We start from the raw sequence: 20,532 nt of genomic DNA, 5'->3' as shown, positions 1-20,532 counted from the left end.
GAAGGAGCACCCTGTGACACACGTGGGAGTCGTCGGCGCCGGAGTCATGGGCGCCGGGGTGGCGCAGAACCTGGCCCACTCCGGCCACACCGTCGCGCTGGTGGACACCAGCCCCGACGCCGTCAAGCAGGCGCTGAGCACCGTCGAGACCAACTGCCGGATGAGCCGGCTGCTGGGCGGACCCGAGATCGACGCGGACGAGGTCCTGAAGCGGATCGAGGCCGGCACCGAACTCTCGCTGCTCACCGACGCCGAGATCGTGATCGAGAACATCACCGAGAACTGGGAGCTGAAGCGCTCCCTCTACCAGGAGATGGACCCGCTGGTCCGGCCCGACGCCGTGTTCGTCGCCAACACCTCGGCCATCCCGATCACCCGGCTGGCCTCGCTGACCGGGCGCCCCCGGCAGTTCGTCGGCGTGCACTTCATGAACCCCGTACCGATGAAGCCGGCCGTGGAGCTGATCCCCGGCCACCACACCTCCCCGGAGGCGCTGGAGGCCGTACGCGAACTCCTCACGTCCATGGGCAAGAAGGCGATCCCGGTCAACGACGCCTGCGGTTTCGTCTCCAACCGGGTGCTCATGCTCACCGTCAACGAGGCCGCCTGCCTGGTGTACGAGAACGTGGCCACCGCCGAGACCGTCGACGAGGTGTTCCGGAGCTGCTTCGGGCACCCGATGGGACCGCTGGAGACCGCCGACCTCATCGGGGTCGACACGATCCTCTACAGCATCGAAGTGCTGTACGAGCACTTCGCGGACAGCAAGTACCGGCCCTGCCCGCTGCTCAAGAAGATGACCGACGCGGGGCTGCACGGCCGGAAGTCCGGCGAGGGCTTCTACACGTACGGCCCGACCGGCGCCACTGCGCCCGCCCGTCCATGACCGCCGTTTCCGCTGCCAACGCCAACGCCAACGCCAACGCCAACGCCACTGCCATCACCACTGCCATCACCCATCACAGCACCGCAGACACGCCCGTTCCCACGGCCGACCGAGGAGTCCAGTGACCATGTCCGACGACGCGCGCACCCCGATCCGCGAGTTCATCTCCGCCAAGTTCCCGCAGATCTCCCTCAAGGACGACGAGGACATCTTCGCCCTCGGCTTCGTCAACTCGCTCTTCGCCATGGAGCTGGTCATGTTCGTGGAGAAGACCTTCGGCGTCCGGGTGCCCAACCAGGAGCTGCGGATCGACAACTTCCGCACCCTCGACTCCATGGCCGAACTGGTGGGACGGGTCTCCGGTGACACCCGGATCTCGGCCGGCTGAACGGGGGAGACCATGACTGTCCCCCTCACCGCCGCCGGAGCGACCCTGGCGAGCCCCGCGGAGGTCCGCGCCTTCGTCGACACCGAGATCGTCCCGTACGCCGACACCTGGGACCAGGACGAGCGCCTGCCCGCCCCGCTGCCGGCCCGGATGGGCGAACTGGGCCTGTGGGCCCCGTTCCTGCCGCCCGACGCGGGCGGCAGCGGGGCGCGGTGGAGCGCCCTGGGCCTGCTCCACGAGGAGATCGGCCGGGGCTGCTCGTCCGTCCGCTCCTTCCTGACCGTGCACACCATGGTCACCTGGACGGTCCACCGCTGGGGCAGCGACGCCCAGCGCGACCGCTGGCTGCCCCGGCTGGCCACCGGGGAACTCCTCGGCGCCTTCTGCCTCACCGAGCCGGACAGCGGCAGCGACGCCGCCGCGCCCGGCACGGTGGCCACCCCCGCGGGATCCGGCTGGGTCATCAACGGCGAGAAGAAATGGATGACCGCGGGCCAGGCCGCTGGGCTGCTGCTGGTGTTCGCACAGACGGAGACCGGGATGAGCGCCTTCCTGGTGGACGCCGGGGCCCCCGGTGTGGAGATCACCCCCATCCGGGGGGTGATGGGCACGCGCGCCAGCATGCTCGCGACCATCGTGCTGCGGGACGTGCGCGTCGGTCCCGACGCGCTGATCGGCCCGCCCGGCTGGGCGGCCGGCACCGTGATGACCGGCGCCCTCGACCTCGGCCGCTACAGCGTGGCCTGCGGCTCCGTGGGCGTCGTCCAGGCATGCCTGGACGCCTGCGTCGCCTACACCTCGGAACGCCGGGTCAGGGACGGGCTGCTCTCCGAACTCCAGCTCATCCGGCGGAAGATCAGCGACATGGTGGTCAACGTCCGGGCGGCGCGGCTGCTCTGCGCCGAGGCGGGCCGCCTCAAGGACGCCGACGACCCCGCCACGATCATGGCGACCTGGGTGGCCAAGTACCACGCCTCCACCGCGGCGACCGCCGCCGCGAGCGACGCCGTACAGATCCACGGGGCCAACGGCTTCACCGCCGACTACCCGGCCGCCCGGCTCTTCCGCGACTCCAAGGTCGCCGAAATCATCGAAGGATCAACCGAGTTGCAGCAGATCACCATAGCGGGCGAAGCCTACCGGGAGGTGGCACGGTGAACGCCGACCGGACCGTACGGAGCGATCCCGGCACCGAGCCGGGGCGCGGCAGGATCAAGTGCGTGGTGTGGGACCTGGACAACACCCTGTGGGACGGCGTCCTCCTGGAGGATGCCGGGGTCACCGTCAAACCCGAGGTCGTCGCGGAGATCCGCCGCCTCGACGAACTCGGCGTCCTGCACTCCATCGCCAGCCGCAACGACCACGACGCCGCGATGCGGCGCCTGGAGGAGGAGAACCTGGCCGAGTACTTCCTCTACCCCCAGATCAACTGGAACCCCAAGTCCGGCTCCGTCGAACAGATCGCCAAGTCCATCAACATCGGTCTGGACGCCGTCGCGTTCGTCGACGACCAGCCCTTCGAACGCGCCGAGGTGGAGCACAACCTGCCCGCCGTCCTCACCGTGGACGTCGAAGGACTCGCCGAGACCCTGAAGGCCCCGGAGTTCCGGCCGAAGTTCGTCACCGACGAGTCGCGCAAGCGCCGCGAGATGTACCGCAGCGCCGTCGACCGCGACCGCGTGGAGGAGGAGTACACCGGCACGAGCGAGGAGTTCCTGGCCACGCTCGGTATGCGGTTCACCATCTCCGAGGCCCAGCGCGAGGACCTTCAGCGCGCGGAGGAGCTGACCGTACGCACCAACCAGCTCAACTCCACCGGCCGCACCTACTCGTACGACGAACTCGACCACCTGCGCCAGGACCCGGACCATCTCCTCCTGGTCGCCGAACTCACCGACCGCTACGGCAGCTACGGCAAGATCGGGCTCGCCCTCGTGGAGCGCGCGAGCCCCGCCTGGCACCTCCACATGATGCTGATGTCCTGCCGGGTGATGGCCCGCGGCGTCGGGACGGTCCTGCTCAACCATGTGATGGCGCTGGCCAAGGAGGACGGCGCCGTCCTGCGGGCGGACTTCGTCGAGACCGGCCGCAACCGGGTCATGTACGTCACCTACGCGTTCGCCGGCTTCCACGAGGCCGGGCGGGACGGCAACCGGGTGCTCCTCCAGTCCGATCTGGAGCGCATCCAGCCGCCGCCGGAGTATCTGACCGTCACCGTCCGGTGAGCGCCCTGACAGCGAGGAGCCGGAACCGGCCATGAACCACACCACCACCACGCAGCGGCCCGCCCGGGCCTGGCTGCCCTTCGGAGAGGCGCCGCCCTCCGGCCCCCGGCTCTTCTGCTTCCCCAACGCCGGGGCGGGAGCGGCGAGTTTCGCCACCTGGCGCGGGCTCGCCCCGGCCGGGATGACCGTCTGCCCGGTGCAGCCACCCGGCCGGGCGGAGCGGTTCAGGGAGACACCGTACGACCGGCTCGACACGCTCCTCGACGGCCTGACCGAGGCGCTGCGCACCCAGTTCACCGGGGTGTACGCCCTGTACGGCCACAGCGTCGGCGCCCTGGTCGCCTTCGAGCTGGCCCGGCGGCTGCGCCGGGCCGGTGCGCGACCGCCGGTGCACCTGTTCGTCTCGGGCCGGGCCGCGCCCCAACTCCCGGACGGCCGGAAACAGTTGCGGGACCTGCCGACCGGCGAACTGCTCGACGAGGTCGCCGCCATGGGAGGCACACCGCCGGAGGTCCTGCGCGAGGAGTCACTGATGGCGGCGCTGCTGCCCCTGCTGCGCGCCGACTTCGCGGTCAACGAGACCTACGCGTACCGCGAGGAACCGCCGCTCGACCTCCCGCTGACCGTCTTCGGGGGACGGGACGACCCGCGGGCGCGGGAGGCGGAGCTCCTCGCCTGGGAAAGCCTCACCACCGCCGACTTCGACATTCGGCTATTTCCGGGGGGCCACTTCTTCATCAACGACGCCGCGAATGTATTGCTCCAAAGAATGGCGAAATCACTACTCGCCTGACCAGGTGTCGTACGATGTGCCCCCGGCCGCCTGTCGGGGGCATGCCCATGTGGCCAGAAATGTACTCCAAGTCCGTACATCTCCGATGGCTTAGCCCAATAAAAGCGCCTATCGTGACCGGGGGTTATCCCCACCAACAATTCGGGGGCGGGCCGGATCGGTGAATCAGTCGACCCTCCGTAATTTGAGAAGTCCGGAACGGCACTTCTCGAAATGCGGAGGACCCCCCATGGCCGCTTCCCAGCAAACATGCGTGGCAGAGGACGGTGAAGCCGTCTGGCGCTCGGGACGGCGCGGCCGCGTGGGCTGGTATTGCTATGACGGCGCGAATTCGGTGTTCGCCACCACCGTGATCTCGATCTTCTTCGGCCCGTTCATCACCGATGTCTGCGAGCGCGCGGCCGATGCCCAGGGCTATCTCCACCCCCTGGGGATTCCGGTGCTGGCCAGCTCCTTCTTCCCCTTTCTGGTGGGCTTGTCCGTACTCCTCCAGATCTTCGTGCTGCCGACGGCCGCCGCCCTGACCGAGCGATTCGACAAGGGCGTCCTGCTCGGCGCCCTGGGCTTCTGCGGCGCGGGCGCCGGAATGGGCATGTACACCATCGGCGAGACGGACTATCTGCTCGGCGGAACGCTTTTCGCGGTGGCCACCATGGCGCTGGGCGCCGCGAACACGGTCGCCAACACCTATCTGCCGGCCCTCGCGCCGCCGGAACGCCGCGACCGTACCTCCACCCAGGCGTCCGCCACCGGATTCCTCTGCGGCGGCGTCGTCCTGATGGCCGCCCTGCTGGTGTACGCCCGCCACGAGAGCTGGGGGATGACGGAGAGCGAGGCCGTACGCCTCATCATGCTCGGCGCCGGCGCCTGGTGGCTCGTCTTCGGCGCCGTCTCCGTACGGCTGCTGCGCGGCTACGGCGCGCCCCCGGCGGCGACGCCGGACACCATGGGACCGTCGGGCCGGGCGGGCACCTACCGCGCCCTGTTCGCGGCGGTACGGCAGATGCGCTCCTACCCCGGGGCGATCTGGTTCCTGGTGGCGTTCCTGCTCTACAACAACGGCATGCAGAGCGTCACCTCACTGGTGGGCACCTTCGCCGTGGAGGAGCTGGGGCTGAAGCAGGACGACGTGGTCACCGCCGTGCTCGCGGTCCAGTTCGTGGCCTTCGTGGGCGCGATCGTGGGCGGCCGGCTGGCGGAGCGGTACGGCGGCCGGAACGTGCTGCTGGGGTTCGTGGTGGTCTGGTTCGTGGCGGTGGTGGCGGGCGCCACCATCCCCGAACGGTCGGCCGCGGCGTTCACCACGCTCTGCGTCGGCGCGGGGTTCGTGGTCGGCGGGACCTACGCGCTGTCGCGTTCGGTCTTCGTCAGCCTGGTGCCCAGGGAACGCGCGGCGGAGTACTTCGGGATCTTCGAGACGGTCAACCGGTGCCTGGCCTTCCTGGGCCCGGCCGCCTTCGGCTTCGTGCTCCAGTGGACGGGCAGCTACCGCGTCGCCTGGCTGTCCATCCTGGTGTTCTTCCTGGCGGGCGCGCTGGCCCTGGTGCTCGGTTCCGTGGCCGGCAAGGGACGGGAACGGCGACAGAAGGAGATGACTCATGGCTGACACCGGGGCGGACACCCGCCGCTACCGCGTTCTGCTCACCGAGGTGTCCAGCGCCTCGGCCCGGGAGGTGCTCACCGTACTGGGCCGCCAGGGCCACGAGGTGGGCGTCATGGACAGCGGCGGATTCTCCTTCACCGCGCTCTCGCGGTGGGTGAAGCGCCGTCACAGGAGCCCGCGGTTCGCGGACGACCCGCTGGTGTACCTCGACGCCCTGCGCGAGGTCCTGGCGCACCACGCGTACGACATCCTGTTACCCACCCACGAGCAGCTCGTGGCGCTCTCGCGGCACCGCGAGGAGATCGGCCGGCTCGTCACCGGGCTCGCGGTGCCGGACTTCGCCGCCGTACGCAGGGTCCAGGACAAGGCCGCCTGCATCCGGCTCTTCGACGAGCTGGGACTCCCGCAGCCCGACACCGCGCTGGTCGGCGACGAGAGCGCGCTGCTCGCGCGGAGCGACACCCTGCCCGCCTACGTCAAGCTGCCGGTGGCGACGTCGAGCCGGGGGGTGTGGCAGGCCGAGGACGCCGCCGCGCTCGCCAGGATCGCCGCCGAACCCGCCGTACGGGACACCTTCGCCACCGGCGGCGAGGTGCTGGTGCAGCGCTCCCTGCCGGGCCCCGTCGTCATGGTCCAGGCCATGTTCGACCAGGGCACCCTGGTCGGGGTGCACACCGTCCTGCGCAGGCGCGAGGGCGTGCAGGGCAGCTCCTCGGCGAAGGAGTCGATCGTCCTGCCCGACGTCACCCTGCACCTCACCAAGCTCGGCGCGACGCTGGGCTGGCACGGCCCGATGTCCCTGGACGCGGTGCTGGACGAGGACTTCGGACTGGTCCACTACATCGACGTCAACCCGCGCCTGGTCGAACCGGTCAACGCCGAACTGGCCGGCGCCGACCTGGTCCGGCGCTGGCTGGCGGTCTCCCTCGGCGAGCGGACCGGACCGCTGCCGCCACCCCGTGCGGGCGTACGCAGCCACATGCTCCTGATGGCCCTCGTACGCCATGTGGAGGTGGGCCGGGGCCGCCGGGCCGTCCTGCGGGAGCTGGCCGGCGCGGTGACCCGCAGAGGCTGGTACGCGGGCAGCAAGGAGGAGTTGCTGCCGGTCCGCTCCGATCCGGCCGTCGCCCTGCCGCTCGGCGTCGTCAGCGCCCTCCTGCTGGTCGCACCACGCCTCTGGGAACGGGTCGCGGGCACCGGGGCCCCCGCGCACGCCCTGAGCGCGGAGGGATGGCGCCAACTGCTCAAGGAATAGGCTGAAGGAACAGCGCGGGCAGGCGTGCCGACGCCGGTCACGGACGGCGTACGAGCCCGGTCGGGGATGACCCCGACCGGGCTCACGCGCGTTCCTCAGCTCGTACAACGGCCGTTTCGCGCACGGTCGTTGCCGGTTTGACGCTCGTCGCTGCCCGAACGCACCGGGGGAGGCGGACCGTACGGCGGGACCGGGGGGTAGCCCCCCAAAATCTAGGGGGCGGACCGGATCGAAGGCCCATCGATTCCTCCGTAGCGTCATAAGTCCACCCGGTCGGTACGACCCCAGACTTCGGAGGCACCCCGTGGCCACGCTCAACCGCATCTCCCGCACCTCGATCCTGGCCGGCGGCGCGTTACTCGCCCTGGTGGCCGTCACCGGATGCAGTGAGTCGACGGGAGACGAGAACACCCCCGAGAAGCGCTCCTTCGGGCCGGTCGGGGACCAGCTCACCATCTCCCGGAGCAACGGCGACCTCACGGTCAAGCCCGCCGACGTCGACGAGGTCGAGGTCACCCGCTGGTTCTCCGGCTGGTCCGCCGTCGGCGACAAGCCGAAGGCGTCGTGGAAGCTCAGCGGCGACAAGCTCAGCCTGACCACCGACTGCGGATCCGTCATCGGCAGTTGCACGGCGCGGTACGAGGTGCTCGTGCCGCGGAAGACCGCGCTCACCGTCGAGGGCGACAACGGAAAGACGACCGCGTCGGGGTTCACCACCGACCTGGACATCACCTCGGACAACGGGGCGGTCACCGTCAACGACGCCTCCGGCGCCCTCACCGTACGCAGCGGCAGCGGCTCGGTGTCGGCCACCGGCCTCAAGTCGCCCCGCGTCGAGGCCGGTTCGGACAACGGGAAGGTGCACCTCGCCTTCGCCGGCGTCCCCGACCAGGTGGGCGTGAAGACGAACAACGGCGGTGTGACGGTCGAGGTCCCGGACAGCACGTACAAGGTCACCACCAAGACCGACAACGGCAAGGTGGACGTCGACCTGCCGAGCGACGCGGGCAGCGCGCACGCCATCACGGCCACCACCGAGAACGGCGGAATCACCCTGCGCACCGCCGGCTGAGCCCCTCCGTACCGGATCCACGGACCGCGCCTCCTCACACCCGGCCGCACCCCGTCACACCCAGGGAAAACCACCATGCGCTCGTCGTCCGGCGGAGGCTCACCGCGGCACGGTACTCCGGGTATCGAATACCCCGGGTATCCCGGCACACCCGAGCACTCCGCCCCCTCCCACCCCGCCCCCTCCTACCCCGCCGAGCACGAGGGCCCGGTCCCGCGCGTCCCGCGCGACGAGGTCCGCCGCCGGCTGCTGACGGCGGCGGCGCGCTCCTTCGCCGAACTCGGTTACGCCGACAGCCGGCTGGAGGACATCGCCAACGCCGCCGGCTTCACCAAAGGCGCCGTCTACTCGAACTTCGCCGGCAAACGGGAGCTCTTCGGCGCCATCCTCGGCGACGGCGCCGACAGCGAGTTCGCCGCCGTCATGAAGGAGCTGGGCGACACCGACCAGCCGGCCGAGGCGGTCGGCCTGGCCGCCCGTACGGTCGCCCGCCGCATCGTGGGCGACGCCGAACGCGGGCAGCTCGGACTGGAGTTCGCGGCCCGCGCCGCCCGGGACGAGCGGACCAGGGCCATCCTGACCCCGCTGCGCCGGGCGCAGCGGGCCACCGCGGCCCGCTCGATCGCGTCCGTCGCCGAACGCACCGGCGTCCGGCCGGCCGTCCGGCCCGAACTGGCCGCGCTGATCCTGCACTGCCTGTGCAACGGCCTGTCGAACGAATGCATCGCCGACCCGGAGGCGATCGGCGCCGACACCGTCGAAGAGGCGCTCGCCGCGGTCCTGACCGCACTGATCGACCCGCAGACCCCGCACAGCCCGCACGACCCACAGACCCCGCACGACCCGCACACTCCGCACAGCCCGCGCGCCCCGCACAGCGCGCCTGCTTCTCCTACCGACGATTCCGAACATTCCAACGGCTGAAGGAACAATTCGATGGCCACCCTGCTCTACTCGCTCGGCCGGACCGCGTTCCGTCACCGAGGCGGCTTCCTCATCGGCTGGCTGCTCCTGATCGCGCTGACGATCGGCGGCTTAGCCACCTTCGGCTCGCATCTCGACAGCGAGGCCACCATCCCCGGCTCCCAGTCGCAGAAGGGCATCGACGTACTGGAGAAGTCGCAGCCCGCCGCCACCGGTGTCACCGCGCAACTCGTCTTCGTCGCCCCCGAGGGCGCGACCGTCAACGACCCGGCCTTCCGCGCCGTCATCCAGAAGACCGTACGGGAGGCCGCGAAGGCACCCCAGGTCGAGACCGCCGTCGACCCCTTCGAGACGAAGTCCGTCTCCGCCGACCAGCGCACGGCGCTGGCCCAGGTCCTCTACCCGATCAAGCGCGACGCCCTGGAGGACTCCAGCGTCACCGCACTGGAGGAGATCGCCGGTTCGGCGCGCTCCAGTGGCCTCCAGGCCGAGGTCGGCGGCACGATCTACAGCACCGCCGGGCTCACCGTGGGCATCGGCGAGGTGATCGGCCTCGGTGTGGCGATCATCGTCCTCATCCTCACCTTCGGCTCCCTGCTGGCCGCCGGACTTCCGCTGCTCACCGCCCTGATCGGGCTGGCCATCGGGCTCGTCGGACTGCTGCTGGTGTCCAACATCGCCACCGTCTCCTCCACCGCGCCGAGCCTGGCGCTGATGGTCGGGCTCGCGGTGGGCATCGACTACGCCCTGCTCATCCTCTCCCGGCACCGTACCCAGTTGGCGAACGGCATGGACGCGGAGGAGTCGGCGGCGCGGGCCACCGGCACCGCGGGCAGCGCCGTGGTCTTCGCCGGACTCACCGTGATCATCGCGCTCTCCGGGCTCTCCGTCGTCGGAATCCCGTTCCTGAGCGTCATGGGGCTGGCCGCCGCCGGCACCGTACTGATGGCCGTGGCGGTCGCGATCACCCTGCTGCCCGCCCTGCTCGGCTTCGCCGGGACCCGGCTGCGGCCGAAGCCCGGTTCGCGGGCCGAGCGCCGCGAGCGCGCCACCGGCGGCAGCAGGCGGCCGTCCGGCGGCGAGCGCTGGGCCCGGCTGGTCACCCGCAGGCCGCTCGCCACCGTGCTCGCCGTCGTCATCGGGCTCGGCGCCGTAGCGGTCCCGGCCTCCCAGCTCGCCCTGGCCATGCCCGACAACGGCACCGCCGCGCCCGAGTCGACCCAGCGCAAGGCGTACGACCTGATCTCCGACGCCTTCGGCCCCGGGCGCAACGGCCGGCTGCTCGTCCTCGTCCAGAGCGCGGACGGCGACCCCGCGCCCGCCGCCGCCGAGGTGGCGGCCGGTCTGGGGCGGCTCGACCTGCCCGAGGTCGTCTCCATCAGCGCGCCCCAGGTCAGCGAGGACGGCACCACGGCGGTCCTGACCGTGGTCCCGAAGGCCGGGCCGCGTGACGAGCGTACGGAGGGACTCGTCCGCGACATCCGCGCCGAGACCCCCGAGCTGGCCGCGAAGGCGGACGCCGAGATCCTGGTCACCGGCTCGACCGCCGCGGCGATCGACGTCTCCGACAAGCTCAGCGCCTCCCTGGTGCCGTTCGCCTCGATCGTGGTCGGACTGGCGCTCGTCCTCCTGCTGCTGGTCTTCCGCTCGATCGTCGTCCCGCTCAAGGCGGCCTTCGGATTCCTGCTCTCGGTGGGCGCGGCGTTCGGCGCGGTCGTCGCCGTCTTCCAGTGGGGTTGGCTCGCCGATCTGATCGGGGTGCCGACCGCCGGACCGGTGTTCAGCTTCATGCCGATCATCCTGATCGCGGTGCTGTTCGGACTGGCGATGGACTACGAGGTCTTCCTCGTCTCCCGGATGCGGGAGGACTTCGTCCACACCGGCAGGCACTACGAGTCGGTGATCGCCGGGTCCCGGCACGCCTCGCGGGTCGTCACCGCCGCGGCGCTGATCATGTTCGCGGTGTTCGCGAGCTTCGTGACCGCCGAGGACCTCACGCTCAAGCCGATCGCCTTCGGTCTCGCCGTCGGCATCATGGTCGACGCGTTCCTCGTCCGGATGACTCTGGTGCCTGCCATCCTCGCGCTGGTCGGCAAGGGCGCCTGGTGGCTGCCCCGCTGGCTCGACCGGCTGCTGCCCGACCTGGACATCGAGGGCGCCAAGCTGGACCGGCCCGAACCGGAGGAGGACCGGAGCCTGCTGACCGCGGTCCGCTGACCCCACCCGTCCGACCTGCGCAGTTCCCGCCCGTCCCGCCCCTGCCGGCCCGGCCGCGACCCCCGTCGCGGCCGGGCCTTTCGCTGTCCGTAGCGGAAGGCACAGGCCCCAAGTACCTTAGGGCATTTCGGTTGTGAAGGTTTCGTTTGTGGAGATTTCCTGGCAACCCTTGTGGGTATCACAGGCAACCCTGTAAATCTGCCTAAGTCTGAATGAGGCTTGATATAGACCCTGAATGGGAGAGACCGTGTCATTAGAACCGCGCTCGGGCATTTACGAGATCCTGGACGAGAGGTTCCGTATCCCCGCCAACGGGGACCGGCGCCTGGAACTGCTCTTCGACGGCTCGCGCTGGTGCGAGGGCCCCGTGTACGTCCCCGCCTGGCGCCAGGTGATCTTCAGCGACATCCCCAACGACCGCATGCTGCGCTGGGACGAAGCGACCGGCGCCGTCGGGGAGTTCAGGACCGGCGCGGGCAACAGCAACGGCAACGCCCTCGACCGCGAGGGCCGGTTGATCACCTGCGAGCAGGGCAACCGCCGTATCACCCGTACCGAGTACGACGGTTCGATCACCGTGATCGCCGACCGCTACCGGGGCAAGAGGTTCAACAGCCCCAACGACGTGGTCGTGCACTCCGACGGCTCGATCTGGTTCACCGACCCGATCTTCGGCATCATCAGCGACTACGAGGGACACCGCGGCGAGAGCGAGATCGGCGCCAGCAACGTCTACCGGGTGGACCCGGAGACCGGCCGCGTTCGCGTCATGGCCGACGGCTTCGGCGCCCCGAACGGCCTGAGCTTCTCCCCGGACGAGCGGCAGTTGCTCATCGCCGACACCCTCGCGGGCCAGGTGCGCGCCTACGACGTGTACGACGGCCAGAAGCTCTCCGACGGCACCGTCTTCGCCGAGGCGCCGCTCACCGACAGCCAGTTCGACAGCATCAGCTTTGACGACGAGGGCCGCGTCTGGGTGGCCGCCGGCGCCGGAGGCATGCACTGCTACGCCCCCGACGCCACCCTGATCGGCCGGATCGTCTTCCCGGTGGGCATCTCCAACATGTGCTTCGGCGGCCCCAGGAACAACCGGCTCTTCGTCACGGCGTCGTCGACGCTCTACTCCCTCGTCGTCGCGGTGACCGGAGCCCCGGCCATCGGCAACCCCGGCGCCTGCCTCCGCGTCCGGTCCGAGCACGAGGTGGCGGCTGCCGCGACCAGATGGCGGATGAACGCGGGGACGGCGTCCTAGGACGTGTCGCCGCACCTGAGGGCGGTGGCGGGCGGACGGGTGCATCCCGGTCGCCGCCACCGCCCTCTCCCGTTCCGTGTCCGCGCCACCGCTCCTGGGCAGGGAGCCACCGGGCGGATAAGGTCAGGACCGGCGCGACTGCCTGTTCGAACGTAAGGGATGCATAGTGACGGACGGAGCGGTGTCCACGACCGCGCGGGTACTGATCGCGGCGGACAAGTTCAAAGGATCGCTCACGGCGGCGCAGGTCGCCGAGCGGGTGACGGCCGGGCTCCGGCAGGTCGCCCCCGATGTGCCGGTGGAGACCCTGCCGGTCGCGGACGGCGGCGACGGTACGGTCGCGGCGGCCGTGGCGGCCGGTTTCGAGCGCCACGAGACCCGTGTGACGGGCCCCCTGGGCGACCCGGTCACCGCCGCCTACGCCCTGCGGGACGGTACGGCCGTCCTGGAGATGGCCGAGGCATCGGGCCTCCAGCACCTCCCCGAGGGCGTCTTCGCCCCCCTCACCGCCACGACGTACGGCTCCGGCGAGCTGCTGCGCGCCGCGCTCGACGCGGGCGCGCGGACCATCGTCTTCGGCGTCGGCGGCAGCGCCACCACCGACGGCGGCGCCGGGATGCTCGCCGCGCTCGGCGCGCGCTTCCTGGACGCGGACGGCAAGCCCGTCGGCCCGGGCGGCGGCGGACTGCGGGACCTCGCCACCGCCGATCTCTCCGGCCTCGACACCCGGCTCGCCGGTACGGAGATCGTCCTCGCCAGCGATGTCGACAACCCGCTGACCGGACCCCAGGGCGCCCCCGCCGTCTACGGGGCGCAGAAGGGCGCGAGCCCCGAGGACATCGCCGTCCTCGACGCGGCCCTCGCCCATTACGCGACGGTCCTGGAGACGGCCGTGGGCCCCCGGGCCGCCGCCCTCGCGCTCTCGCCCGGCGCCGGCGCGGCGGGCGGCATCGGCTACGGCGCGCTCGTCGGGCTCGGCGCCGCCTTCCGCCCCGGCATCGAGGTGATGCTCGACGTACTGGGCTTCGCCCCCGCCCTGGCCCGGGCCACCCTGGTGATCACGGGGGAGGGCTCGCTCGACGAGCAGACGCTGCACGGCAAGGCGCCCGCGGGCGTCGCGGCGGCGGCCCGTGCGCGGGGCATCGAGGTGATCGCGGTCTGCGGCCGGCTGGTCCTGCCGCCGGAGGCGCTGGGCAGGGCCGGTATCCGCCGCGCCTACGCCCTCACGCACCTCGAACCGGACCCGGCCCGCTGCATGGCCCAGGCGGGCCCCCTGCTGGAACGTGTGGCGGCGGACATCGCCCGCGACTTCCTGAGCTGAGCCCGAGCCCGAGCCCGAGCTGAGCTGAGCCTGAGCTGAGCCCGAGCCGGGCTTGAGCCGAGCCGCCGGACACACGGAAACGGAAGGGGCCCGGGCTGTCCGCCCGGGCCCCTTCCGTATGCCGTCCGCGCGCTTACGGGAGCTGCGCGGCCCGTGCCTCGCGGCGGTTGCCGCGGAAGGTGTTCACCCGTCGTGCCGTGGCGAAGAGCGGGATCACCGCACCCGTCACCACCTGGAGCGCACAGCCGGTCTGGAGCAGGAGCTGACCGCCGGGCGCGTCGAACGCCCACGCAGCCAGCAGCCCCATCGCGGCCACGATCCAGCCCAGCATGGCCACCGCGAGGACACCCCGCGGCTTCGGGTACTCGACGCGGCTCACCATCAGCCACGCCACCCCGACGATCGCGAGCGTCGTCGGTACGAAGGGCAGCTCCAGCAGGACGATCGAGACGACCGTCAGCGCGCCGAAGGGGGATGGCATCCCCTGGAACATGCCGTCCTTCAGCGTCACGCAGGAGAATCTCGCGAGCCGTAGCACGACGGCCAGCAGCACCACGACCGCGGCCAGCGCCGAGACCCGTTGATGCGCGTCGTCCGCGACCATTCCGTACACCAGTACGAAATAGGCCGGGGCGAGACCGAAGCTGATCAGGTCGGAGAGGTTGTCCAGCTCCGCGCCCATCGGCGAGCTGCGCAGCTTGCGCGCCACGAGCCCGTCGCACAGGTCGAAGATCGCCGCCGCGAGCATCAGGATCACGGCGGTCGCGGCGGAGTGCCGCGCCATGCCGCTCTCGTCACTGCCCGTGAGGTGCGGGATCAGGATGCCGGTCGTGGTGAAGTAGACGGCCATGAAGCCGCAGGTGGCGTTGCCGAGCGTGAGGGTGTCCGCTATCGACAGCCGCAGTGAGAGCGGCATGTCCTCCGCGTCGGCTTCCGCCTCCGCCTCGGCCTCGGCGGCCCACCCGGCTTGCGTGTCGGGATCAATCACGGTCAATTCGAGTCACCCCTGCGGTCGTGGTCTGGCCGACCTCGACGGCGACCTCGACACCTTCCGGAAGGTAGATGTCGACGCGTGAGCCGAAGCGGATCAGGCCGATGCGCTCGCCCTGCTCCACCTTGGTCCCCTGGGGCAGGTACGGGACGATGCGCCGGGCCACCGCGCCGGCGATCTGCACCATCTCGATGTCACCCAGCTCGGTGTCGAAGTGCCAGACGACGCGCTCGTTGTTCTCGCTCTCCTTGTTGAACGCCGGGACGAACCCTCCGGGGATGTGCTCCACGGACGTCACGGTTCCCGCGAGGGGAGCGCGGTTGACATGGACGTTCAGCGGGCTCATGAAGATGGCGACCCGCGTACGGCCGTCCTTCCACGGCATGATGCTCTGCACCACACCGTCGGCCGGGGAGATGACCCGGCCCTGCGTGATCTCGCGCTCCGGGTCTCTGAAGAACCACAGCATGCCCGCCGCGAGCGCGGTGGCGGGCACAGCGAGGACTGCCGCACGCTTGGAGCTGCGCGCGCGGGCCAGTCCGATCGCCGCGGTGGCGACGGTCGGGAGAAGCCACGGCGATGCTCCGCGAGCGATGCGGACCCGGCCGCGTGGTGCAGAGGTTTGGCTGTGGGGCATGGATGACCTTCGTAGCGGATGATGCCGCGCTGGCAACGGGGGACGGCGGCTTTCCAGCGATGGTACTGGTTACGAGCCGCAACTGAGCAAGCCAGCACCCGAGTCGGGCGGCTTGAAGCGTGCGGCAGAGCACGACAGGGTGTGATTTTCTTCGCCGACAAAGCGGTTCAAAGCCGATAATTAACCCTGGAATCGGTACTCCTCCAGCAGGCGGCGGCCGATGATCATTTTCTGGATCTCGGCGGTACCCTCGCCGATCAGCAGCATCGGCGCCTCGCGGTAGAGGCGCTCGATCTCGTACTCCTTGGAGAAGCCGTAACCGCCGTGGATCCGGAAGGCGTCCTCGACGACCTCCTTGCAGTATTCGGAGGCGAGGTACTTCGCCATCCCTGCCTCCAGGTCGTTTCGTTCCCCGGAGTCCTTTTTGCGTGCCGCGTTGACCATCATGGCATGGGCGGCCTCGACTTTGGTAGCCATCTCGGCCAGCTTGAACTGGATCGCCTGGTGCTGGGCGATCGGCTTGCCGAAAGTATGACGCTGCTGGGCATACGAGACGCCCAGCTCGAAGGCGCGCTGAGCGACGCCGCAACCACGCGCCGCGACATTCACCCGGCCCACTTCCACCCCGTCCATCATTTGGTAAAACCCTCGGCCGGTGGCCCCGCCGAGGACCCGATTGGCCGGAATGCGCACTCCGTCCATGATCAGCTCGGTGGTGTCGACGCCCTTGTACCCCATCTTGTCGATCTTCCCGGGGATGGTGAGCCCCGGAAGCACCTCACCGAAGCCGGGCTCCTTCTCCACCAGGAACGTGGTCATCGACCGGTGCGGGGCCGTGCCCTCCGGGTGGCCCTCGTCCGTCCGGCACAACACCGCGACCAGGTTCGACGTGCCGCCGTTGGTCAGCCACATCTTCTGGCCGTTCAGTACGTACGCGTCCCCGTCCCTGACCCCCTTCGAGGTGATCGCGGAGACATCGGAGCCGAGCCCGGGCTCCGACATCGAGAACGCGCCACGCACCTCGCCCTCGGCCATCCGCGGCAGGAACGTGTCCTTCTGTTCCTGCGTGCCGTGCTGCTTGAGCAGGTACGCCACGATGAAGTGGGTGTTGATGATGCCCGACACGGACATCCAGCCCCGGGCGATCTCCTCCACGCAGAGCGCGTAGGTGAGCAGCGACTCGCCGAGACCGCCGTACTCCTCGGGGATCATCAGCCCGAAGAGCCCGAGTTCCCGCAGGCCCTCGACGATCCGGGTGGGGTATTCGTCGCGGTGCTCCAGTTCGGTGGCGACCGGCAGGATCTCCTTGTCGACGAAGTCCCTCACGGTGGCCAGGATCTCCTGCTGGACCTCGGTCAGGTCGGCGGTCCGGGCGAGTCGGCTCATGGCGTCACTTCTCCTGCGGCTGAGGGCGGCCCGGCTGCTCGCCGCCGCGTTCCTTCACATAGGTCGCGGTCGGCACCATCACCTTGCGCCGGAAGACGCAGACGACCGTGCCGTCCTGCTTGTAGCCCTTGGTCTCCACGTACACGACGCCCCGGTCGCTCCGGGACCTCGACGGGGTCTTGTCCAGCACGAGCGTCTCGCCGTACAGCGTGTCGCCGTGGAAGGTGGGTGCCACGTGCTTGAGCGACTCCACCTCCAGATTGGCGATGGCCTTGCCCGACACGTCCGGCACCGACATGCCCAGCAGCAGCGAGTAGACGTAGTTCCCGACGACGACGTTCTTCCCGAAGTCCGTCGAGCTCTCGGCGTAGTTGCTGTCCAGGTGCAGCGGATGGTGGTTCATCGTGAGCAGGCAGAACAGATGGTCGTCGTACTCCGTGACCGTCTTGCCCGGCCAGTGCTTGTAGACCGCGCCGATCTCGAACTCCTCGAAGGTGCGTCCGAACTGCATCGCTCAGCCCTCCGGCGCTTCGAAGCCGGCGGTACGCCGCATCCCCGCGGCCCGGCCCTTGCCCGAGATCACCAGCGCCATCTTCCGGCTGGCCTCGTCGATCATCTCGTCGCCGAGCATCGCCGAGCCCTTCGCCCCGCCCGCCGCCGAGGTGTGCCACTCGTACGCGTCCAGGATCAGCTCGGCGTGGTCGTAGTCCTCCTGCGACGGCGAGAAGATCTCGTTGGACGCCTCGATCTGACCCGGGTGCAGCACCCACTTGCCGTCGTAACCGAGCGCCGCCGCCCGCCGCGCCACCTCGCGGTACCCGTCCACATCACGGATCTGAAGGTACGGGCCGTCGATGGCCTGGAGATCGTGGGTACGGGCCGCCATCAGAATCCGCATCAGAATGTAGTGATAGGCATCCGCGCCATAGCCGGGCGGCTGCTCCCCGACCACCAGCGTCTTCATGTTGATCGAGGCCATGAAGTCGGCGGGACCGAAGACGATCGTCTCCAGACGCGGTGAGGCGGCGGCGATCTCGTCGACGTTCACCAGCCCCTTGGCGTTCTCGATCTGCGCCTCGATGCCGATCCTGCCGACCTCGAACCCCATCGTCCGCTCGATCTGGGTGAGCAGCAGATCGAGGGCGATGATCTGCTGCGCGTCCTGGACCTTCGGCAGCATCAGGCAGTCCAGGTTCTGCCCCGCGCCCTCCACGACCGTGATGACGTCGCGGTACGTCCAGTGCGTCGTCCAGTCGTTGACGCGTACGACGCGCGTCTTGCCCGTCCAGTCGCCCTTGTTGAGCGCGTCGACGATGGTGTGCCGGGCGCCCTCCTTGGCGAGCGGCGCACACGCGTCCTCCAGATCGAGGAAGACCTGGTCGGCCGGGAGCCCCTGCGCCTTCTCCAGGAAACGCGGGTTGGAGCCCGGTACGGCGAGACAGGAGCGGCGCGGACGCAGCCGGTTCCCGGCGGGGCTCTCGGGGGTGGCGGGCGCGGTCATGAGGGGACCTCCAAGGGGTCGAGTTTGTTCGCTTTCCGGATCTCGTCGACGATACGGCCGATGATCTCCGTGATCCCGAAGTCTTTCGGGGTGAAGACGGCGGCCACTCCGGCCGCCCGCAGCGCCTCGGCGTCGGCGTTCGGGATGATCCCGCCGACGATCACCGGCAGCTCGCCCGCGCCGGCCTCGCGCAGCCGCCCGAGCACATCGGGCACCAGCGCGGCGTGCGAGCCCGACAGGATCGACAGGCCCACACAGTGCACGTCCTCGGCGAGGGCGGCTCCGACGATCTGCTCGGGCGTCAGTCTGATGCCCTGGTAGACCACCTCGAAGCCGGCGTCCCTGGCGCGTACGGCGATCTGCTCGGCCCCGTTGGAGTGCCCGTCCAGGCCGGGCTTGCCGACCAGCAGCCGCAGCCGCCCGGAGCTCAGCTCCGCGGCGGTACGGGTCACCTTCTCCCGTACGGCGGCGAGCGGCGTGCCCGGTTCGGCGGTCACCGCGACCGGCGCCCCGCCCACCCCGGTGGGCGCGCGGAACTCGCCGAACACGTCGCGCAGCGCCCAGGACCACTCGCCGGTCGTCACCCCGGCGCGGGCGCACTCGATGGTCGCCTCCATCAGATTGGCGGTGGAGGCGGCGGCCTTCTTGAGGGCGGTCAGCGCGTCGGTGGCCCTGGTCTCGTCCCGCGCGTCGCGCCAGGCGCCGAGGGCCGCCACGACCCGGGCCTCGTTCGCCGGGTCGACCGTCATGATCGCCGCGTCGAGGTCGGCGGTGAGCGGGCTGGGCTCGGTGGACTCGTAACAGTTGACGCCGACGATCCGCTCCTCGCCCGACTCGATCCGCGCCCGGCGCTCCGCGTGCGCGGAGACGAGCCGCGACTTGAGATACCCGGACTCGACGGCCGCCAGCACGCCGCCCATCTCCTCGATCCGGCCGATCTCCGCCAGGGCCCCGTCGACCAGCTCGGCGACCTTGGCCTCGACGACGTGCGAGCCGTCGAAGAGGTCCGCGTACTCCAGCAGATCGCTCTCGTGCGCCAGCACCTGCTGGATACGGAGCGACCACTGCTGGTCCCAGGGCCGCGGCAGCCCCAGCGCCTCGTTCCAGGCGGGAAGCTGGACGGCGCGGGCGCGGGCGTCCTTGGAGAGCGTCACGGCCAGCATCTCCAGGACGATCCGCTGCACGTTGTTCTCCGGCTGGGCCTCGGTCAGCCCCAGGGAGTTGACCTGGACGCCGTAGCGGAAGCGGCGCTGCTTGGCGTTCTCGATGCCGTACCGCTCCCGGGTGATCCGGTCCCAGATGCGGGAGAAGGCCCGCATCTTGCACATCTCCTCGACGAAGCGCACGCCCGCGTTGACGAAGAAGGAGATCCGTCCGACGACATCGCCCCGGCGCTCCTCGGGGATCCGGCCCGACGCGAAGACCGCGTCGAGCACGGCGATCGCGGTGGACATCGCGTACGCGATCTCCTGGACCGGGGTCGCCCCGGCCTCCTGGAGGTGGTAGCTGCAGATGTTGATCGGGTTCCACCGGGGCAGGTGGTTCACCGTGTACGTGATCATGTCCGTGGTCAGCCGCAGACTCGGCACCGGCGGGAAGACATGCGTCCCGCGCGACAGGTACTCCTTGACGATGTCGTTCTGCGTCGTGCCCTGGAGCGCGGCCGGATCCGCGCCCTGCTCCTCCGCGACGACCTGGTAGAGCGCCAGCAGCCACATGGCCGTGGCGTTGATGGTCATCGAGGTGTTGGTGCGCTCCAGGGGGATGTCCTGGAAGAGCCGGCGCATGTCGCCGAGGTGCGAGACCGGCACCCCGACCCGGCCGACCTCGCCGCGGGCGAGGACGTGGTCCGGGTCGTACCCGGTCTGGGTCGGCAGGTCGAAGGCGACGGACAGGCCGGTCTGGCCCTTGGCGAGATTGCGCCGGTACAGCTCGTTGGACGCCTCGGCGGTCGAGTGACCGGCGTACGTCCGCATGAGCCAGGGCCGGTCCTTCTGACGATCGGTCATGTGGGAACCCTCAGACATTCAGGCGTTCGGGCATTCAGACGGTCAGGCGTTCGGGCGGTCGGGCGGGGGCGG

Annotated in this window: 18 protein-coding genes; 12 read left to right on the top strand and 6 right to left on the bottom strand. The window is 70.2% G+C overall.

What is annotated here, in order from left to right; all coding sequences use genetic code 11:
- Positions 1-13: 13 nt before the first annotated feature.
- From ACIO3P_RS07530 to ACIO3P_RS07475, 12 genes are all read left to right on the top strand, one after another.
- The gene (locus tag ACIO3P_RS07530) at positions 14-886 is read left to right on the top strand and encodes a 3-hydroxyacyl-CoA dehydrogenase family protein (protein ID WP_401848600.1); all 873 of its coding nucleotides are present in this window, start codon (positions 14-16) and stop codon (positions 884-886) included.
- A gap of 127 nt (positions 887-1,013) precedes the next feature.
- Positions 1,014-1,274, top strand: a complete 261-nt coding sequence (locus tag ACIO3P_RS07525; RefSeq protein WP_329827897.1) for an acyl carrier protein — start codon at positions 1,014-1,016, stop codon at positions 1,272-1,274.
- A gap of 12 nt (positions 1,275-1,286) precedes the next feature.
- Positions 1,287-2,432, top strand: coding sequence for an acyl-CoA dehydrogenase family protein (locus ACIO3P_RS07520; RefSeq protein WP_329827896.1), 1,146 nt, complete (start codon positions 1,287-1,289; stop codon positions 2,430-2,432).
- Positions 2,429-3,499 carry an HAD-IIIC family phosphatase gene (locus ACIO3P_RS07515; protein ID WP_329827895.1) on the top strand — a complete coding sequence of 357 codons (1,071 nt, stop codon included), beginning with the start codon at positions 2,429-2,431 and terminating at the stop codon, positions 3,497-3,499. Before ACIO3P_RS07520 ends, ACIO3P_RS07515 begins: the two co-directional genes overlap by 4 nt.
- A 31-nt stretch (positions 3,500-3,530) precedes the next feature.
- Complete coding sequence (locus ACIO3P_RS07510; protein WP_329827894.1) at positions 3,531-4,292, top strand: alpha/beta fold hydrolase; 762 nt, start codon at positions 3,531-3,533, stop codon at positions 4,290-4,292.
- 229 nt (positions 4,293-4,521) lie between these two features.
- A complete protein-coding gene (locus tag ACIO3P_RS07505) occupies positions 4,522-5,898 on the top strand; it encodes an MFS transporter (RefSeq protein ID WP_329827893.1) in 1,377 nt (458 codons plus the stop codon).
- Complete coding sequence (locus ACIO3P_RS07500; RefSeq protein ID WP_401848602.1) at positions 5,891-7,150, top strand: hypothetical protein; 1,260 nt, start codon at positions 5,891-5,893, stop codon at positions 7,148-7,150. The genes ACIO3P_RS07505 and ACIO3P_RS07500 overlap by 8 nt, the downstream gene beginning before the upstream one ends.
- A 304-nt stretch (positions 7,151-7,454) precedes the next feature.
- Entirely contained in the window at positions 7,455-8,222 is a 768-nt protein-coding gene (locus tag ACIO3P_RS07495) for a DUF4097 family beta strand repeat-containing protein (RefSeq protein ID WP_329827890.1), read from the top strand.
- Positions 8,223-8,297: 75 nt separating this feature from the next.
- Positions 8,298-9,146 carry a TetR/AcrR family transcriptional regulator gene (locus ACIO3P_RS07490; protein ID WP_401848604.1) on the top strand — a complete coding sequence of 283 codons (849 nt, stop codon included), beginning with the start codon at positions 8,298-8,300 and terminating at the stop codon, positions 9,144-9,146.
- 12 nt (positions 9,147-9,158) lie between these two features.
- Entirely contained in the window at positions 9,159-11,363 is a 2,205-nt protein-coding gene (locus tag ACIO3P_RS07485) for an MMPL family transporter (RefSeq protein WP_401848606.1), read from the top strand.
- A 235-nt stretch (positions 11,364-11,598) separates the two neighbouring features.
- Positions 11,599-12,615, top strand: a complete 1,017-nt coding sequence (locus ACIO3P_RS07480) for an SMP-30/gluconolactonase/LRE family protein (protein WP_329827886.1) — start codon at positions 11,599-11,601, stop codon at positions 12,613-12,615.
- Between the two features lie 166 nt (positions 12,616-12,781).
- Entirely contained in the window at positions 12,782-13,936 is a 1,155-nt protein-coding gene (locus ACIO3P_RS07475; protein ID WP_329827885.1) for a glycerate kinase, read from the top strand.
- A gap of 133 nt (positions 13,937-14,069) precedes the next feature.
- On the opposite strand, the gene pssA is transcribed toward ACIO3P_RS07475, so the two are convergent.
- From pssA to ACIO3P_RS07445, 6 genes are all read right to left on the bottom strand, one after another.
- On the bottom strand, positions 14,070-14,924 hold the full coding sequence (pssA, locus tag ACIO3P_RS07470; protein WP_329828136.1) for a CDP-diacylglycerol--serine O-phosphatidyltransferase: 855 nt from the start codon (positions 14,922-14,924) through the stop codon (positions 14,070-14,072).
- Entirely contained in the window at positions 14,917-15,564 is a 648-nt protein-coding gene (locus ACIO3P_RS07465) for a phosphatidylserine decarboxylase (protein WP_329827884.1), read from the bottom strand. Before ACIO3P_RS07465 ends, pssA begins: the two co-directional genes overlap by 8 nt.
- A 180-nt stretch (positions 15,565-15,744) precedes the next feature.
- Complete coding sequence (locus ACIO3P_RS07460; RefSeq protein WP_329827883.1) at positions 15,745-16,950, bottom strand: acyl-CoA dehydrogenase family protein; 1,206 nt, start codon at positions 16,948-16,950, stop codon at positions 15,745-15,747.
- Between the two features lie 4 nt (positions 16,951-16,954).
- Positions 16,955-17,461 carry a MaoC family dehydratase gene (locus ACIO3P_RS07455; RefSeq protein WP_401848609.1) on the bottom strand — a complete coding sequence of 169 codons (507 nt, stop codon included), beginning with the start codon at positions 17,459-17,461 and terminating at the stop codon, positions 16,955-16,957.
- 3 nt (positions 17,462-17,464) lie between these two features.
- Positions 17,465-18,451: an HpcH/HpaI aldolase/citrate lyase family protein gene (locus ACIO3P_RS07450; protein WP_401848611.1), complete on the bottom strand. Its 987-nt coding sequence runs from the start codon at positions 18,449-18,451 to the stop codon at positions 17,465-17,467.
- Entirely contained in the window at positions 18,448-20,460 is a 2,013-nt protein-coding gene (locus ACIO3P_RS07445) for a protein meaA (RefSeq protein ID WP_401848614.1), read from the bottom strand. Before ACIO3P_RS07445 ends, ACIO3P_RS07450 begins: the two co-directional genes overlap by 4 nt.
- Between the last annotated feature and the right edge of the window lie 72 nt (positions 20,461-20,532).

It is taken from the genome of Streptomyces sp. NPDC087310, from assembly GCF_044744405.1.
Taxonomy (GTDB): domain Bacteria; phylum Actinomycetota; class Actinomycetes; order Streptomycetales; family Streptomycetaceae; genus Streptomyces.
Note: the sequence above shows the minus strand (reverse complement) of the source record. Positions and strands in the feature narration are given on the sequence as shown.

Excerpts from the sequence above, each read along its gene's own strand:
- ACIO3P_RS07525 (WP_329827897.1), top strand. The coding sequence starts at position 1,014 with ATGTCCGACGACGCGCGCACCCCGATCCGCGAGTTCATCTCCGCCAAG.
- ACIO3P_RS07520 (WP_329827896.1), top strand. The coding sequence starts at position 1,287 with ATGACTGTCCCCCTCACCGCCGCCGGAGCGACCCTGGCGAGCCCCGCG.
- ACIO3P_RS07510 (WP_329827894.1), top strand. The coding sequence starts at position 3,531 with ATGAACCACACCACCACCACGCAGCGGCCCGCCCGGGCCTGGCTGCCC.
- ACIO3P_RS07505 (WP_329827893.1), top strand. The coding sequence starts at position 4,522 with ATGGCCGCTTCCCAGCAAACATGCGTGGCAGAGGACGGTGAAGCCGTC.
- ACIO3P_RS07500 (WP_401848602.1), top strand. The coding sequence starts at position 5,891 with ATGGCTGACACCGGGGCGGACACCCGCCGCTACCGCGTTCTGCTCACC.
- ACIO3P_RS07490 (WP_401848604.1), top strand. The coding sequence starts at position 8,298 with ATGCGCTCGTCGTCCGGCGGAGGCTCACCGCGGCACGGTACTCCGGGT.
- ACIO3P_RS07485 (WP_401848606.1), top strand. The coding sequence starts at position 9,159 with ATGGCCACCCTGCTCTACTCGCTCGGCCGGACCGCGTTCCGTCACCGA.
- ACIO3P_RS07480 (WP_329827886.1), top strand. The coding sequence starts at position 11,599 with ATGGGAGAGACCGTGTCATTAGAACCGCGCTCGGGCATTTACGAGATC.
- ACIO3P_RS07465 (WP_329827884.1), bottom strand. The coding sequence starts at position 15,564 with ATGCCCCACAGCCAAACCTCTGCACCACGCGGCCGGGTCCGCATCGCT.
- ACIO3P_RS07460 (WP_329827883.1), bottom strand. The coding sequence starts at position 16,950 with ATGAGCCGACTCGCCCGGACCGCCGACCTGACCGAGGTCCAGCAGGAG.
- ACIO3P_RS07455 (WP_401848609.1), bottom strand. The coding sequence starts at position 17,461 with ATGCAGTTCGGACGCACCTTCGAGGAGTTCGAGATCGGCGCGGTCTAC.
- ACIO3P_RS07450 (WP_401848611.1), bottom strand. The coding sequence starts at position 18,451 with ATGACCGCGCCCGCCACCCCCGAGAGCCCCGCCGGGAACCGGCTGCGT.
- ACIO3P_RS07445 (WP_401848614.1), bottom strand. The coding sequence starts at position 20,460 with ATGACCGATCGTCAGAAGGACCGGCCCTGGCTCATGCGGACGTACGCC.